Origin of the sequence: Pontixanthobacter rizhaonensis, assembly GCF_012972675.1 — a bacterium.
Taxonomy (GTDB): domain Bacteria; phylum Pseudomonadota; class Alphaproteobacteria; order Sphingomonadales; family Sphingomonadaceae; genus Pontixanthobacter; species Pontixanthobacter rizhaonensis.
In genome coordinates this window covers 138,346-152,145 of the sequence record NZ_JABCRE010000003.1, presented here as the reverse complement: position 1 = coordinate 152,145, position 13,800 = coordinate 138,346, and the positions used below count along the sequence as shown (strand labels likewise).

14 protein-coding genes are annotated in these 13,800 nt (G+C 57.2%); 8 read left to right on the top strand and 6 right to left on the bottom strand.

The features are described from left to right. The first annotated feature begins 6 nt into the window (after positions 1-6). Genes infB through rbfA form a run of 6 tightly spaced genes read left to right on the top strand, consistent with a single transcriptional unit; the run spans position 7 to position 4,644 of the window. Entirely contained in the window at positions 7-2,544 is a 2,538-nt protein-coding gene (gene infB, locus HKD42_RS08385; protein WP_170012412.1) for a translation initiation factor IF-2, read from the top strand. Beyond that, positions 2,544-2,861 (top strand): hypothetical protein, encoded by a 318-nt coding sequence (locus HKD42_RS08380; RefSeq protein WP_170012410.1) that lies wholly within the window; start codon positions 2,544-2,546, stop codon positions 2,859-2,861. The genes infB and HKD42_RS08380 overlap by 1 nt, the downstream gene beginning before the upstream one ends. Continuing rightward, on the top strand, positions 2,858-3,277 hold the full coding sequence (locus HKD42_RS08375; protein ID WP_246236925.1) for a PaaI family thioesterase: 420 nt from the start codon (positions 2,858-2,860) through the stop codon (positions 3,275-3,277). The genes HKD42_RS08380 and HKD42_RS08375 overlap by 4 nt, the downstream gene beginning before the upstream one ends. An 8-nt stretch (positions 3,278-3,285) precedes the next feature. Next, complete coding sequence (locus HKD42_RS08370; protein ID WP_246236923.1) at positions 3,286-3,678, top strand: PaaI family thioesterase; 393 nt, start codon at positions 3,286-3,288, stop codon at positions 3,676-3,678. A gap of 2 nt (positions 3,679-3,680) precedes the next feature. Beyond that, positions 3,681-4,250, top strand: coding sequence for a DUF1697 domain-containing protein (locus HKD42_RS08365; RefSeq protein ID WP_170012408.1), 570 nt, complete (start codon positions 3,681-3,683; stop codon positions 4,248-4,250). Continuing rightward, a complete protein-coding gene (rbfA, locus tag HKD42_RS08360; protein WP_170012406.1) occupies positions 4,243-4,644 on the top strand; it encodes a 30S ribosome-binding factor RbfA in 402 nt (133 codons plus the stop codon). Before HKD42_RS08365 ends, rbfA begins: the two co-directional genes overlap by 8 nt. 4 nt (positions 4,645-4,648) lie before the next feature. Here the strand turns inward: rbfA and HKD42_RS08355 are convergent, their stop codons facing one another. Next, entirely contained in the window at positions 4,649-5,218 is a 570-nt protein-coding gene (locus HKD42_RS08355) for a YceI family protein (protein WP_170012404.1), read from the bottom strand. 3 nt (positions 5,219-5,221) lie between these two features. Continuing rightward, entirely contained in the window at positions 5,222-6,826 is a 1,605-nt protein-coding gene (locus HKD42_RS08350) for an AbgT family transporter (RefSeq protein WP_170012402.1), read from the bottom strand. 62 nt (positions 6,827-6,888) lie between these two features. On the opposite strand from HKD42_RS08350, the gene HKD42_RS08345 reads away from it, so the two are divergent. Both HKD42_RS08345 and HKD42_RS08340 read left to right on the top strand, forming a co-directional pair. Further along, positions 6,889-7,467, top strand: coding sequence for a thymidine kinase (locus HKD42_RS08345; protein WP_170012401.1), 579 nt, complete (start codon positions 6,889-6,891; stop codon positions 7,465-7,467). Continuing rightward, entirely contained in the window at positions 7,460-8,005 is a 546-nt protein-coding gene (locus tag HKD42_RS08340) for a GNAT family N-acetyltransferase (protein WP_343042278.1), read from the top strand. The genes HKD42_RS08345 and HKD42_RS08340 overlap by 8 nt, the downstream gene beginning before the upstream one ends. Positions 8,006-8,033: 28 nt before the next feature. Here the strand turns inward: HKD42_RS08340 and galK are convergent, their stop codons facing one another. The 4 genes from galK to HKD42_RS08320 are packed head-to-tail and all read right to left on the bottom strand — an operon-like array spanning position 8,034 to position 13,790. Continuing rightward, positions 8,034-9,074, bottom strand: a complete 1,041-nt coding sequence (galK, locus tag HKD42_RS08335; protein ID WP_170012399.1) for a galactokinase — start codon at positions 9,072-9,074, stop codon at positions 8,034-8,036. Beyond that, positions 9,075-10,154: a galactose-1-phosphate uridylyltransferase gene (locus HKD42_RS08330; RefSeq protein ID WP_170012398.1), complete on the bottom strand. Its 1,080-nt coding sequence runs from the start codon at positions 10,152-10,154 to the stop codon at positions 9,075-9,077. Further along, positions 10,154-11,665 (bottom strand): glycerol-3-phosphate dehydrogenase, encoded by a 1,512-nt coding sequence (glpD, locus tag HKD42_RS08325; RefSeq protein ID WP_170012397.1) that lies wholly within the window; start codon positions 11,663-11,665, stop codon positions 10,154-10,156. Before glpD ends, HKD42_RS08330 begins: the two co-directional genes overlap by 1 nt. Continuing rightward, entirely contained in the window at positions 11,658-13,790 is a 2,133-nt protein-coding gene (locus tag HKD42_RS08320) for an alpha-galactosidase (RefSeq protein ID WP_343042277.1), read from the bottom strand. Before HKD42_RS08320 ends, glpD begins: the two co-directional genes overlap by 8 nt. Between the last annotated feature and the right edge of the window lie 10 nt (positions 13,791-13,800).

Here is a 13,800-nt window from a genome sequence, read left to right as displayed (position 1 = left end):
AGCTTTATGGCTGACGAAGAAAACAAACCGACACGCACTCGCAAGCCGCTTGGCCTGAAGCGTCCGGTCGATGGTGCAGAAGTCAAACAGACTTTCAGCCATGGACGGACCAACAAGGTTGCGGTCGAGGTGAAGCGTCGCCGGAAGCTCGTCAAACCTGGCGAGGAGCCTGCCGCTGCGCCTGCTGCTGCACCGGAACCGGCGCCTACACCAGCGCCAGCACCTGCGCCCGTTGCGGAACAGCCTGCGCCCAAAAAGCCTTCCGGTTCGGATGAGACACCGCAAGAGCGTGTTGCACGGCTTCAGCGAGAGGCTGAGGAAGAACGGCTGCGGATGGCAGAAGATGCCCGCCGCCGTGATGAAGAGAAAAAACTGAAAGCTGCGGAAGAAGAAAAGCAGCGCGCCGAGGAAAATCGGAAAGCGGATCTGGAAGCTGAGGAAGCTGCCAAGAAGCAAGCCGAAGCCGAAGTCAAAGAGCCCAAAAAAGAAGAGGCTGAACCTGTTACAGAGGCCGCGCCTGAAGCTGCCAAGCCAGCAGCGCCTTCTGCGCCTGTGGCGCGTAAGTTTACCCCTGTCGCGCGTCCGGAAATCAAGCGTCCTGCCAAGAAGAAGGAAGAACGCCCGGCCAAAGGTGCCGTGGTTGATAAGCGCCGTTCCGGCAAGCTGAGCGTCACTAAGGCGCTGAACGAGGATGAAGGCCGCCGTGCCCGCAGTCTGGCTGCGCTGAAACGCGCCCGTGAAAAAGAGCGCCGCGAACAAGGCGGTGGTGGCTCATCCAAGCCGCGCGAGAAACAAGTGCGCGATGTTATCGTGCCTGAAGCCATTACGGTTCAGGAACTTGGCCAACGGATGGCAGAGAAGGGCGCAGACCTTGTCAAAGCCCTGTTCAATATGGGTATGATGGTCACCGTCAACCAAACGATTGATCAGGATACGGCCGAGCTGTTGGTCGAAGAATTTGGCCACAACATCCAGCGTGTTTCTGAAGATGATGTCGATATTAAGCCGGTCGAAGATGCAGATCCGGAAGAAACGCTGCGTCCGCGTCCTCCGGTTGTGACGATCATGGGCCATGTTGACCACGGAAAAACCAGCCTGCTCGACGCATTGCGCGGTACCAACGTCACCAAAGGCGAAGCTGGCGGTATTACCCAGCATATCGGATCGTATCAGATCACGACCAAGGATAAGGCGAAAATCACCTTCCTTGATACACCGGGCCACGCTGCGTTCACGGAAATGCGCCAGCGCGGCGCGAATGTGACCGACATTGTTGTGCTGGTTGTTGCTGCGGATGACGGGATCATGCCGCAAACCATCGAAGCGATTAAACACACCAAAGCGGCCGGCGTGCCTATGATCGTGGCTATCAACAAGATTGATAAGCCCGAAGGCAATGCGCAGAAAGTGCGTGAACGCCTGCTGGAACACGAAGTCATCGTGGAAGCGATGTCGGGTGATGTGCAGGATGTCGAAGTCTCTGCCACTAAAGGCACCGGCCTTGACGAATTGCTCGAGAAAATCGCGCTTCAGGCAGAATTGCTTGAACTGAAAGCACGGCCTGATCGTGCGGCAGAAGCGACAGTGATCGAAGCGCAGCTTGATAAAGGCCGCGGCCCTGTGGCTACGGTACTGATCACGCGCGGCACGCTGAAACGCGGGGATACCTTCGTTGTCGGTACCGAAAGCGGTAAAGTCCGTGCGATCGTCAATGATCAAGGCAAGCAGATCAAAGAAGCTGGCCCATCCATGCCGGTAGAGGTTCTGGGCCTTGGCGGTGTGCCGGGTGCCGGTGAACAGCTGACCGTGGTTGAGAACGAAGCGCGTGCCCGCGAAGTGGCGCAATATCGCCGTGAACGGGCGACTGCGAAACGGACCGCTTTGGCGCCGACCAATTTCGACACGATGTTCACCAACTTGCAGAGCAATCTGGTGGAATTCCCCGTACTTGTGAAAGCAGATGTGCAGGGCAGTGTGGAAGCGATCACGACAGCGCTCCACAATTTGGGTAATGATCTGATCAAGGTGCGTGTCCTTCACGCAGGTGTGGGCGCGATCACGGAAAGCGACGTGACACTAGCCGCAGCATCGAAAGCGCCGATTATCGGCTTCAATGTTCGCCCCAATCCGAAGGCGCGTGAGCTGGTCAAACGTGACGGCGTCGAAATGAAATATTTCGATGTGATTTATCACCTTACCGACGAAATCGGCAAGGAAATGGCTGGCGAGCTGGGTCCGGAGAAGATCGAGCACGTGGTTGGCCGTGCCGAAGTCAAAGAAGTCTTCAAATCGGGCAAGCGCGACAAAGCAGCGGGTCTTATGGTCACCGAAGGCGTTATTCGCAAAGGTCTGTTCGCACGCCTTACCCGCGACGACGTTATCGTCTCGGCCACAACTATTGCATCGCTGCGCCGCTTCAAAGACGATGTCGATGAAGTTCGCTCGGGCCTCGAATGCGGTACGGTTCTGGAAGACACCAATGATGTCCAACCAGGCGACAGCCTTGAAGTCTTCGAGATCGAGGAGAAAGAGCGGGTTCTTTAATGCATGAAGATACTGCCAAGGTTGCTCTAGCGCGCAAAGTGCAGAGAACATCGGCTATTTTCTTTTTCTTTGCGATGGCCCATATCTTGTCAGCACCGCTAGATCGTATCCAAGAATGGACATTTGGAATTGCAATGTTCCTGTCGCTTGCTTGTTTTGGCTGGCTTTCTGTAATTCGCTGTAGTCAGTGTGGAGCTAACCTGCTCTTCCGAAAGGGGTATTGGTTAGTCACTCTTGGTATGCGTTGGGTGCCACTTTGGTTCCTTCCGATTTCGAAATCCTGTGATGTCTGCGGCATGGTCCGGAAAGCATCATGACTAACCAATCAAACTTCACTAAACGCCGATCCCCGTCAGCAGAGCTGATGGGATCGGAGTTTGTGTCGTTTGATGCGGATACCGAAACAGCGACCGTGCGTTATACCCCGCCCGCGAGCTTCGCATCACCGCGCGGGGCGGTGCAGGGCGGGCTGATCGGCGGCTTTCTGGACGAAGTTATGGGAACGGCATTGCTCGCCGCGACAGACGGCGAATTGCTGCCGCTCAATCTTGATCTCAATATGACATTTTGCCGGATGGTGCCGCTCGAAACGATTACCGCCAAAGGCCGCGTTATACGCCAAGGTCGGCGGATCGCATTTTTGGAAGGCGAGCTATATGATAAAGACGGCAATCTGCTCGCCCGTGCCACATCCACTGCCATGCCAACAGACGTTCCGGGAAGCGAAGCATGAGAGATTTCATGACCAAAGCCTGGCCTCATGCCCAGTTGATGGGGGCAGAGTTCCAGTCGTTCGATAAAGAAACGCAAACCATCACCATGGGCTTCACTGCACCTGAAAGCTTTATCACTCCGCGTGGCAGTGTGCAGGGCGGACTGGTCGCCGGTTTCTTGGATGAAGCGATGGGCTGGGCCTATACCCATGCAACCGATGGAACGCATTCGCCATTGATGCTGGACGTCAATTTCTCTCTATTAAAACCGGTCCCGCAAGGCGCATTGAGCGCGAAGGGCCGGGTTGTGAAAGCGGGACGACGCGTGGTGTTTTTGGAAGCGGAACTGTTCGATACTGACGGGAAGCTGCTGGCCCGCGCCACATCGACCTGCATCCCGACCGAAAACCCCGGACTATAACGATGCCGCGTTTCGTCGCCTTTCTGGGGTCCATCAATGTCGGCAGCAACAAGCTGCTGATGGACGATTTGCGCCACGTCTTGCGCTATGAAGATTTTGACGATGTAGAAACCGTCGCGGCGAGCGGCAATGTGCTGTTCACGCATCCGGAATGCCCGTCCGAAGGTTTGGCGGAGAAGATGGCATGGATCATCCATGACGAGTTCGACATTGAGAGTTTCGTCGCCGTGCGTACCCGCGCCGAGGTTGAGGCGATTATCGCTGAAAACCCTTTCGGACCGGATAAGGATAATGGCGGCGAGGAAAAGTTCGTCCACACGATATTTCTGGAAGGCACGCCGGGGGAACATCAGGTCAAGGCGTTGATCATGGATCATGAAGGCAGAGGTCAGGAGCGTATCGCCGCAGGTACCAATGCACTGCACGTCGACTATGTCGACGGGGTAGGGCGAAGCAATCTCACCGGCGATTTTATCGAGCGAAGGCTTGGTCTGCGCGGCACGGCACGCAATATGCGCAGCCTGAAGCGGGTTGTGAGCAAATTGGAAGAGTTGGAACAGGCAGATGGCTAAACAACATTCAACCCCCGAACAGCAATCGGTCCGGGTCCTGAAAGTGGGCGAGCGTGTCCGGCATATCCTGTCAGAGCTGCTGGCGCGCCAAGAGGTGCATGATGATACGCTGAGCGCGACAACTGTCAGCGTAACCGAAGTTCGCATGACACCCGATCTGCGTAATGCGACTGTCTATGTGAAGCCGCTACTAGGCGAAGAAGAGGCGGTTGTGGTCAAAGCACTGCAAACCAACACCGCATTCTTTCAGCGCGAAGTGGCCAAAAGGTTGGGCCTGAAATTCGCCCCTAAGCTGAAATTCAAGCCGGATGAGAGTTTTGACGAGGCAAGCCGGATCGAGCAGCTTTTGAATGACCCCAAGGTTATGCGCGATCTGGATGAGGACGACGCCTGAGGGGTTAGCGCGGAACCATCCGGGCTTTCAGTTTGATCGTCACGTTCTTGCCGACGATCAGTGAATAGGACTTCATACCGAAATCACGGCGGTTGATGGTCGTTTCTCCGCGAATGGTCAGCGGCTGGCCGCGCTTGGCACTGGCTGGCGGTGTGTCGAAGGTCACCGCCAATTGAACAGGCTGGGTCACGCCGCGCGCTGTCAGCTTCCCATCGACCAGCCCTCTGCGATCTCCAGTCATTTTCAGGGTCGATCCAACAAATCGCACTGTCGGATATTTTTCGACCCAGAAGAACTTTTCCCCGCGAAGGCGGCTGAGTGTGAGTTTGTCTGGCGCGGTCAATGATCGTGCATCCAGCGACACGTCCAAGGCCAAGCTATCTAATCGGTCCGGCTGGATTTGTGCTGTGCCGGACATATCGGGGAAACCGGCTGTTTTGCTGCCAATCCCCAAAAAGCCGACCTTGGCGGATACGTTGCTGCCTGCTGGATCCACGACATAGCGCAGCGGCATTGCCGCCCCGGTGAGGAGCAGCAATGCCAGCGGCGCTAGGATCCATTGGGCGATGCGCATTGTCTATCCAGTCGTTGTTGTGGCGGCGGCCGAGGATGGAATGTCGATAAATACGCTGGCGCCCGGTCCAAGCGGCAGATCGAGCACGACCCAGCCAATCGCCATCGCCAAGCCGGCAACCATCAACCCGATAGAATATGGCAACATGGTCGCTGCCAGACTGCCCAGCCCGAAATCTTTTTGCCAGCGTTGGCAGAAGATCAGGATCAGCGGGAAGTAGACCATCAGCGGGGTGATGATGTTGGTCGCGCCATCGCCCACACGGTAGGCTGCGGTTGCCATTTCAGGCGAAATTCCAAGCAGCATCAGCATGGGTACCAAAACCGGCGCGAGCAGGGCCCATTTGGCGCTTGCCGATCCGACAAACAGATTGAGCACCCCTGTGAACAGGATGATACCCGCCAGCAACGCCCATGCCGGAAGGCCGGATGTTTGCAGGAAGTCAGCCCCGTGAACCGCGAGAATCAGGCCAAGGTTGGACCATGCAAACATCGCGACGAAATGCGCAGCAGCAAAGGCCAGCACGAGATAATAGGCGAGGTCCGCCATGCTCTCGCTCATCATTTTTACCAGATCACGGTGGTCGCCAATTGTCCCCGCAGCCTTACCATAAGCCCAACCGGCAAACAGGAAGAGGACAAGGAACCCGCCAACAAGGCTTTGGTAAAACGGATTAAGCCGCGCCTCTGCAGACGCGCTTTCGTCGATTAAAGGCGTGCCGGGACCGAAGGTGAAGAACAGCCACAATGCGACGACGGCCAATACCGCAAGACCGGCCCAGCGCAGGCCCTTGCGCTCATCAGCAGAAAGCGCCCCTTGCGCTGTATCGTCAGCAGCAGCCGAACCCGCTTTGGATGGATCAAACGCGCCCAAGCGGGGTTCAATGATGCGATCTGTCACATACCAAATGACCGGCAGGAAGATGAAGGTCATGGCGACAATGAAGAACCAATTGCCCGCAATGTTGGAACTGTAATCGCCGAATACGGTTTCTACCGCCGCTTCGGTGATGCCGAACAGCAATGCGTCCAGCTGGCCGGGGAACAAGTTTGCGGAAAAGCCGCCCGATACGCCCGCGAAAGCCGCCGCGATACCAGCGATGGGATGCCGTCCAGCAGCGTGGAAGATAATACCAGCGAGCGGGATGAGGACCACATAGGCCGCGTCCGCTGCCAAGTTACCCAGCATTCCGACCAGCACGACCAAGGGAGTAAGCAGCAGTTTTGGCGCATTGGCGACACCTGCACGCATGGCGCTGCCGAACAGTCCGGCACGTTCGGCCACACCGGCACCCAGCATTACGACCAATACGTATCCCAGCGGGTGAAAATGCGTGAATGTCTTGGGCATTTCGACCCATAGGCGCTGAATATTCTCTGGCGAGAACAGGCTTTGTGCAGCCAGTATCTTGGCTTGCCCTGTGGCATCATCAATTTCGACCGGATGAGCCGCAGAAAGCCCCGCCAGGCTGGCGACAACGGAAATGGCCATCAGGAACAGGATGAGGCCAAAGAACAGGAAAACCGGATCGGGTAGCTTATTCCCGGTCCGCTCAATCCATCCCAAAATACCCGTGCTAGCCGTTTCTGATGGCTTCACTTCGGTCATTTGCACATCCTCTTATCTGCTTACTCTTTCGTACCACAGGGGAATCCGGTTACAGACCCGTCATGGCAAAACTATACTTCTACTATGCGTCGATGAACGCCGGTAAGTCCACAACCTTGTTGCAGGCAGATTTCAATTATCGCGAACGCGGTATGAACACCATGTTATGGACTGCCCAGCTGGATGACCGTTCCGAGGAGAAGGCGATTGAAAGCCGGATCGGGCTGGGGGCAGAAGCGCACCGGTATACCGCTACTACCGACCTGTGGGAAAGCGTGTCTTCTGCCCACCGCGTCGAACCGATTGATTGCGTGATGATCGATGAGGCCCAGTTTTTGACCAAAGACCAAGTGTGGCACTGCGCCCGTTTGGCGGATAAGGCCGGCATCCCGGTGCTGTGTTACGGGCTGCGCACCGATTTCCAGGGCGAATTGTTTCCCGGTTCAATGACGCTGCTGGGGATCGCAGATTCGCTGGTTGAATTGAAAGCCGTTTGCCATTGCGGCCGCAAAGCGAGCATGAACTTGCGGGTTGATGAGGAGGGTAAGGCAGTGAAGGCTGGCGCTCAAACCGAAATTGGCGGCAATGATCGCTATGTCGCTTTGTGCCGCAGACATTTTTCCGAGGCGCTGCGTGACTAAACTTTCCGCAGTTTTGGAGGCTGGTCTAGTACGGTTGGAGCCGCTGGCAGACCACCATATCGAACCCCTGCGCGCTGCCTGTGCAGAGGATCAGGAGATATGGAATATCTACCCGGTCAATATGCTGGGTGAGGGTTTTGATGATGCGATGGCACAATTCCATCAGATGGAAAGCTGGGTGCAGTTTGCAGCGATTGATATGCGGACCGGATTGGTTGCGGGCATGACCAATTACATCAACCCTGACCCGTTTGGCGTTGTTGAAATTGGCGGAACCTATATCCGCCCGGTGGTCCGCGGCACGGATTTCAATCGGGCGATGAAGCGGCTGCTGATTGATAATGCGTTCGGCAAGGGATTTCGCCGGATCGAATTTCGCGTTGATACCCGGAATGCCCGGTCAATGGCGGCGGTTGCGAAACTGGGCGCTGTGCACGAGGGGACATTGCGCAAGAACCGCGTGACATGGACCGGATATATTCGCGATACAGCAGTGTTTGGGCTGCTGAAAGAGGATTGGCAGAGCCAGTCTGCCTGAAGCGCCCGGCCACATTATTCCGGCCACATCACTCCGGGCAAATCGCGTCGATCAACCGCGCGTCTGGATGCGATGATAGCAATTCGGCTTGCCAGGTCTCTCTCAGCCGCCGGTCGACACAGGCGACAATGCATCCGCCAAAGCCGCCGCCGGTTAAGCGCGCGCCGGTTGCCCCCAGCTTGATGGCATCCCCGACCAGCAGATCGATTTCCGGCGTGGACATTTCAAAGTCATCTCGCATCGATGCGTGACTGTCATTCATCAGGCTGCCGAAGCGGTCAATATCGCCTTGTTCCAACGCTGTGATGCTGGCCAATACGCGCCGATGCTCTGTCGCGCAGTGGAGCGTGCGGCGTTTCAGCACCGGATCAATTCTGACCAAAGCTTCGATATCTTCGGGATCGAGCAGGCAGAGTTCTTCTGTCACGAAAACCGCTTTGGCGGCGTCGCATTCTTCTTTGCGCGCAGCATAGCGTCCATCGGTTAACTGGCGTGTTTGCCCGCTATGGATGATCACCATGTCGTGCGAATTGGGAAGCGCGACGATGTGATAGTCCAGTGTGGCCGTATCCAGTGACATCGCTTCGCCCGGCTGCGCAATGGCCACGGCCATCTGGTCCATAATGCCGCACGGGACGCCGATATAGTTGTTCTCAACACGGCGTGCTGCCACGGCGATTTCGGTATCTGACATAGCAGAACCAGCCGCTTCGCGCGCAGCTTTTAAAATGGTCACGATCAGTGCAGCAGAAGATGACAGGCCTGATCCGGCGGGGATGTTGGAAGTAATCTTCAGGTCAGCGCCGCCAGCCAGCAATTTGAGCGAATTCGCTTCGATCAAGGCGCCTAGCGCTGGATCGGACCAATGACCGCTTGCGGCATCATCCAGACTGCGCTGTGCTGTGTCTGTGTACCCTTGTGCCGCGATGGTGACGATACGGTCCGCTCTAGGGCTCAGAGTAATTGTCAAAGATACAGACAAGGCCGCGGGCAGCACCCAGCCGCCATTATAGTCGGTATGTTCGCCGATTAGATTGACCCGGCCCGGGGATGTCGCGGTAAAGCCCATTTATACTGCCCTTAGTGCTTCAATGGCGGTTTCTGGCATCACATCCACTGTAAATACACCGGAATGCTGTTCAACCGATGCGAGGTATTTTACCCGGTCCGGCCCGCGCAACAGAGGGTAGAACTGCGCGGTGAAATGGTAATTGTCGCCGCCGTTTCTGGGCGCGGAATGCAGCGCAAACATATAGGGCGTCGGTCTGCCAAAAAACGCATCATAGCGGCGTGTCACATCGCCCATCAGCTCTGCCATTCCTGTAAGTTCGTTTGTTGTGCAGTCCCACGGCCCCGCGCGCCGGGTGCGCGGCGCGATCCAGACTTCATACGGGAAGCGCGCAAATCGCGGGCAGAATGCAACCATTCCATCCACCTCATGCAATCCGTATTCCGGCATCGCAGTGTCTATTTCTGCAGCGAGATTATATCCGTCTTGGAAGGCTTTTGCAGCCATCTGTTGCACAAGCGGCACTTTGCCAAATCCATATATTTGGCCGTGCGGGTGATGCAAAGTCGCGCCAACCTCGTCCCCGCGATTTTCAAATGGCAACACGTATTCGCAGCCCTTTTCAAACAGAGCCTTGTACCGGTCGATCCAAGCCGCGATCAGCAATTCGCGGCGGTCCTGCCCGATAGTGTGCAAACTGCCCTTGGCCTCTGGCGTGTAGACAATGACTTCGCAGGCACCGGTCGCTGCGGCGAGGTCTATTCCGTCCAAGCTTGGCGGGGCGGGGGCCAATGCATGGAGGCCCGAAAACTTGTTCTCGAATATAGCTAGCTCAAAATCAGAGAACGGAATTTCCGTATGCGCGCCGCCCGGTATCGTCGGGGCGAGCGGATCATCCGCTGCGGCGGGTTTGAAGGTCCGGTTCTGCCGGTGCGCGGCATAGATATTCCATTCACCGCGCAAGGGGTGAAAGCGTAACTCACCGCCGGTGGCAATATCGTCTTGATCCTGCGTCTGGGGGGCAAGCTGGTGGGGCTCACGGCCGTATAGATACAGCATCCGCCCATCGGCTTTGCAGAAGCTGCGGCGGTGGACGGCCCCCGGCGCAGGCGTATCGAGCAAGGCGGTGCTGTCTGTCATTAAGCGATGGTTGCTTGATGCTGGGCGAACCACTCGGCGACTTCAGCGCGCTGGTCAGCAGTCATGTGGAGCCCCAACTTACTGCGCCGCCACAGGACATCATCGGCGCTTTTGACAAATTCCTTGCCGATCACGAAGCGAATTTCGCGCTCCGTCAAACCGGCGCCGAATTCCTGCCCCATTCCTGCCCAATCTGCCGCATCGCCGATCAATTCCGCCGTCAGTGAACCATAGGCACGGCACAAACGGCGCATGGCCGCAGGCGGGCACCACGCATATCGGCTTTGCATAGTGGCCACAAATGTGCCCCAGCCATGCACATCGATATCGCCGCCAGGCAAGGTCGCCCCGTCAGTCCAGGGTGCCGCCTCCACAATGCCGAGTTTGGACAGCTTGTGCAGCGCGTGTTCGGCCAGCTTGCGATAGGTGGTTATCTTACCGCCAAAAATGGACAAGATCGGTGCCTCCCCAGCGGGGGCATCCAGTTCAAATACATAGTCGCGCGTTACAGTTGAATTGTTGGCGGACTTGTCATCATAGAGCGGGCGAACACCGGCATAGCTCCAGATCGCGCCATCAGGCGTCACATCTGTGGCGAGATATTCGTTGATTGCGTCGCAGATATAAGCGGATTCTTCGGCAGAAATATCGATCCCGTTGGGGTCGCCCTCAAACGCCTGATCGGTGGTGCCCACCAAGGTGAATTCGCCCTCATAGGGAATGGCGAACACGATCCGGTTATCCTTGTTCTGGAAGATGTAGCAATGATCCCCGTCATACAGTTTCGGGAACACCAAATGGCTGCCTTTGACCAACCGCAGATTGTTATGGGCGTCGTCCGGCTTGGCCCTGCCCAGAACGGCATCTACCCATGGACCTGCCGCGTTTACGACCGCGCGTGCCGTGACCGTTTCGGCCGCCCCGTCGGCGTGTGTGAGTGTCGCCGACCAAATATCTCCATCGCGGGTTAAAGCGGTGCATTCCGTTCTGGTCCGTACATCCGCGCCGCGTTCAGCCGCGTCCACCGCATTGAGGACTACAAGGCGGGAATCCTCAACCCAGCAATCGGAATATTCGAAGCCTTTGACCAGTCGCTCTTCCAATACATCCGCATGGGGCAGAGCGCGTAAATTGACTGTTTTGGTCGGCGGCAGGATTTTTCGGCCGCCGATATAATCGTACATGAACAGGCCAAGCCGCAGCAACCACGCGGGGCGCAATCCCTTATCATGCGGCAGGACAAAGCGCAGCGGCCAGATGATGTGCGGTGCCATACCCAGCAGCCGCTCCCGCTCGATCAGACTTTCGCGGACCAGCCGGAATTCATAATGCTCAAGATAGCGCAAACCGCCATGCACCAGCTTGGTGCTGGCCGAAGATGTATGGCTGGCCAGATCGTCTTTCTCGCACAGCAGAACTTTCGCCCCGCGGCCGGCAGCATCCCGGGCGATCCCGGCGCCGTTAATACCGCCGCCGACAACCAGCAGGTCATAGGACTGCGGATTATGCATCAACCGCCTCGCTATGAAAAATCATGCAGGTATCAGGATGTGTCAGCGGGAGTTGCATACCATGTTCCATAAGCGCCGCACCGCTGGCGACAAAGCCGGTGCCGGTCAAGTCCGCTGCATCCACAATGGAAGGGCTGGAAAGCGATGGGTTGTGCTGCGGCCACACCATCCGCGTCCGGTATTGCAGATCAGGATCAAGACCGGCGAAGCGCAAATAAGGTGGTTTGGTGGCAGGGAACACATCCAAAAGCGCGCAGCTGGTCAGCGCTTCATCCTGACCCGAAGAGACACAGCTTTGCGCGGCGAGATAGCGTTCGGTCTCTATCCGGTAATGCGCGCCGCCGTGAATGAGCGCCCGAAATTGCTTATGAAGCGCAATCGCTGATGCGAGAACCGCGCGGTCTTGCTCAGTTTCATCCGCGAGATCCAGCTCCATCCCCATATGACCAAAGACTGCGCTGGCTGCGCGAAAGTGCATCGCGAACATCCGGCCAGTGATATGGCACTGCTTGGGGCCAACATGATTGCCCAGAATGCTGAGAGGGAAGAAGTGGCTCGCCCCGCGCATGATCTGGTGGCGGTGGCGGGCATCATTATTGTCCGACGTCCAGATACGGTCGGTCCGGCGCAAGATTTCATAATCGGCCCGCGCACCGCCCGATGAACAGGTTTCAATCTCTGTATCGGGATGCGCGGTGCGTATCCGGTCAATCAAGGTATAGAGCGCGCGGGTCTGTTTGTGCATCACAGCCCGTCCGCCGCTTCCCGGGTGCTGGGTGTCGCGGTTCATATCCCATTTGATGTAATCAATCTGATATTCGGCAATCAGGGCGCTGACCGTGTCAAACAGATAGCTGCTGACTTCGGGCTTGGTCAGATCAAGAGTGAGCTGGTGCCGTGATGGTATCGGGTCCAACCCGTCAATGCCCAGAACCCAATCGGGATGCGCGCGGTACAGATCGCTATCGGGATTGACCATTTCAGGTTCAAACCAAAGGCCAAACTCCATCCCCAATGCGCGAACGCGGCGGGCGATGGCGTGCAGCCCGTCGGGATAGACATCTCGCGAGACCCACCAATCGCCTAAGCCTGCCGCATCGCTGCGTCTGCCGCCGAACCAGCCATCATCCAGCACAAACCGTTCTGCGCCCACGCCAGCAGCCTTTTCCGCCAGATCGATCAAGCGATTTTCCTGATGATCGAAATAGACCGCTTCCCATGTGTTGTAATGAACCGGGCGCGGTTTATTGGCGGCGGAGCTTGGGATTACCCTTTGTGTTACATGGCTTTGCAGACGGCGGGAAACATCACCATAGCCGCCATTGGACCAGCAGATGTGCAGCGTAGGTGTGCGGTAGGTGCCGCCGATTTGAACTTCGCCCGGCAACAGCAACTCGCCCGCCTGAAAAATCACCGACCCGTCTTGCTCTGTGCTCAGCCGCAACTGGCTGTTGCCCGACCAGCCAAGGTGGAATGCCGCCGCTAGGCCGTGATCTTCGCTGGTGTGTTCACTGCCAAGATACAGGCCGGGGAAGTCAGAATGGCTTGTCCGGCCGGCTCGGTTTTCCCTCACGTATGATCCGCGAAAGCGTTTAATGTCGTCGGTTCTAAATTCATCCGCCCATTTGCCGCTAAATGTCCGCAGGGCGGTCAGGCGGTTGTCGACCGGCAGGCACAATGCAGCGCAATGGCCAAGCTCTATCGGCAGCTCGGCCATATTGGAGAGGCTGACCGAGCAGCCCAAGACGCCGGTGGACGGGCACAGTGCAAAATGGTGGGTGGCAGCGATATTGGCCTCTGCGTCAGCGCAATGCACATCGATCTGATAATCAGAAATCTGCTCGGCTTTGCTTACCCGCAGATCAATGGCCCAATCCGTTCCACCGCGATGCGCGGCCAAACCCGGCGCGCCCGGCCAGCCTGAGCCAAGCGGATTGAGCAAAGAGGGTTGGACGGGGTGCTCCGGCCCGCCCGGAATATGCTGGCTGGTTTGCAACAGTGCGAGGCTGGACGGCGCTGCGCCTTCCATGTCGGGGCCAGCATAAAGGACCGCAGGGCGCGCGCCTTTTGCGGTTTCCAGAACAACCAAAGTGCCCGCGGCGCGAAGGATGGTAAGATCAGCCACAGGGGGCTTC

Coding starts and splice junctions, on each gene's coding strand:
- infB (WP_170012412.1), top strand. CDS start 7: ATGGCTGACGAAGAAAACAAACCGACACGCACTCGCAAGCCGCTTGGC.
- HKD42_RS08380 (WP_170012410.1), top strand. CDS start 2,544: ATGCATGAAGATACTGCCAAGGTTGCTCTAGCGCGCAAAGTGCAGAGA.
- HKD42_RS08375 (WP_246236925.1), top strand. CDS start 2,858: ATGACTAACCAATCAAACTTCACTAAACGCCGATCCCCGTCAGCAGAG.
- HKD42_RS08370 (WP_246236923.1), top strand. CDS start 3,286: ATGACCAAAGCCTGGCCTCATGCCCAGTTGATGGGGGCAGAGTTCCAG.
- HKD42_RS08365 (WP_170012408.1), top strand. CDS start 3,681: ATGCCGCGTTTCGTCGCCTTTCTGGGGTCCATCAATGTCGGCAGCAAC.
- rbfA (WP_170012406.1), top strand. CDS start 4,243: ATGGCTAAACAACATTCAACCCCCGAACAGCAATCGGTCCGGGTCCTG.
- HKD42_RS08355 (WP_170012404.1), bottom strand. CDS start 5,218: ATGCGCATCGCCCAATGGATCCTAGCGCCGCTGGCATTGCTGCTCCTC.
- HKD42_RS08350 (WP_170012402.1), bottom strand. CDS start 6,826: ATGACCGAAGTGAAGCCATCAGAAACGGCTAGCACGGGTATTTTGGGA.
- HKD42_RS08345 (WP_170012401.1), top strand. CDS start 6,889: ATGGCAAAACTATACTTCTACTATGCGTCGATGAACGCCGGTAAGTCC.
- galK (WP_170012399.1), bottom strand. CDS start 9,074: ATGGGCTTTACCGCGACATCCCCGGGCCGGGTCAATCTAATCGGCGAA.
- HKD42_RS08330 (WP_170012398.1), bottom strand. CDS start 10,154: ATGACAGACAGCACCGCCTTGCTCGATACGCCTGCGCCGGGGGCCGTC.
- glpD (WP_170012397.1), bottom strand. CDS start 11,665: ATGCATAATCCGCAGTCCTATGACCTGCTGGTTGTCGGCGGCGGTATT.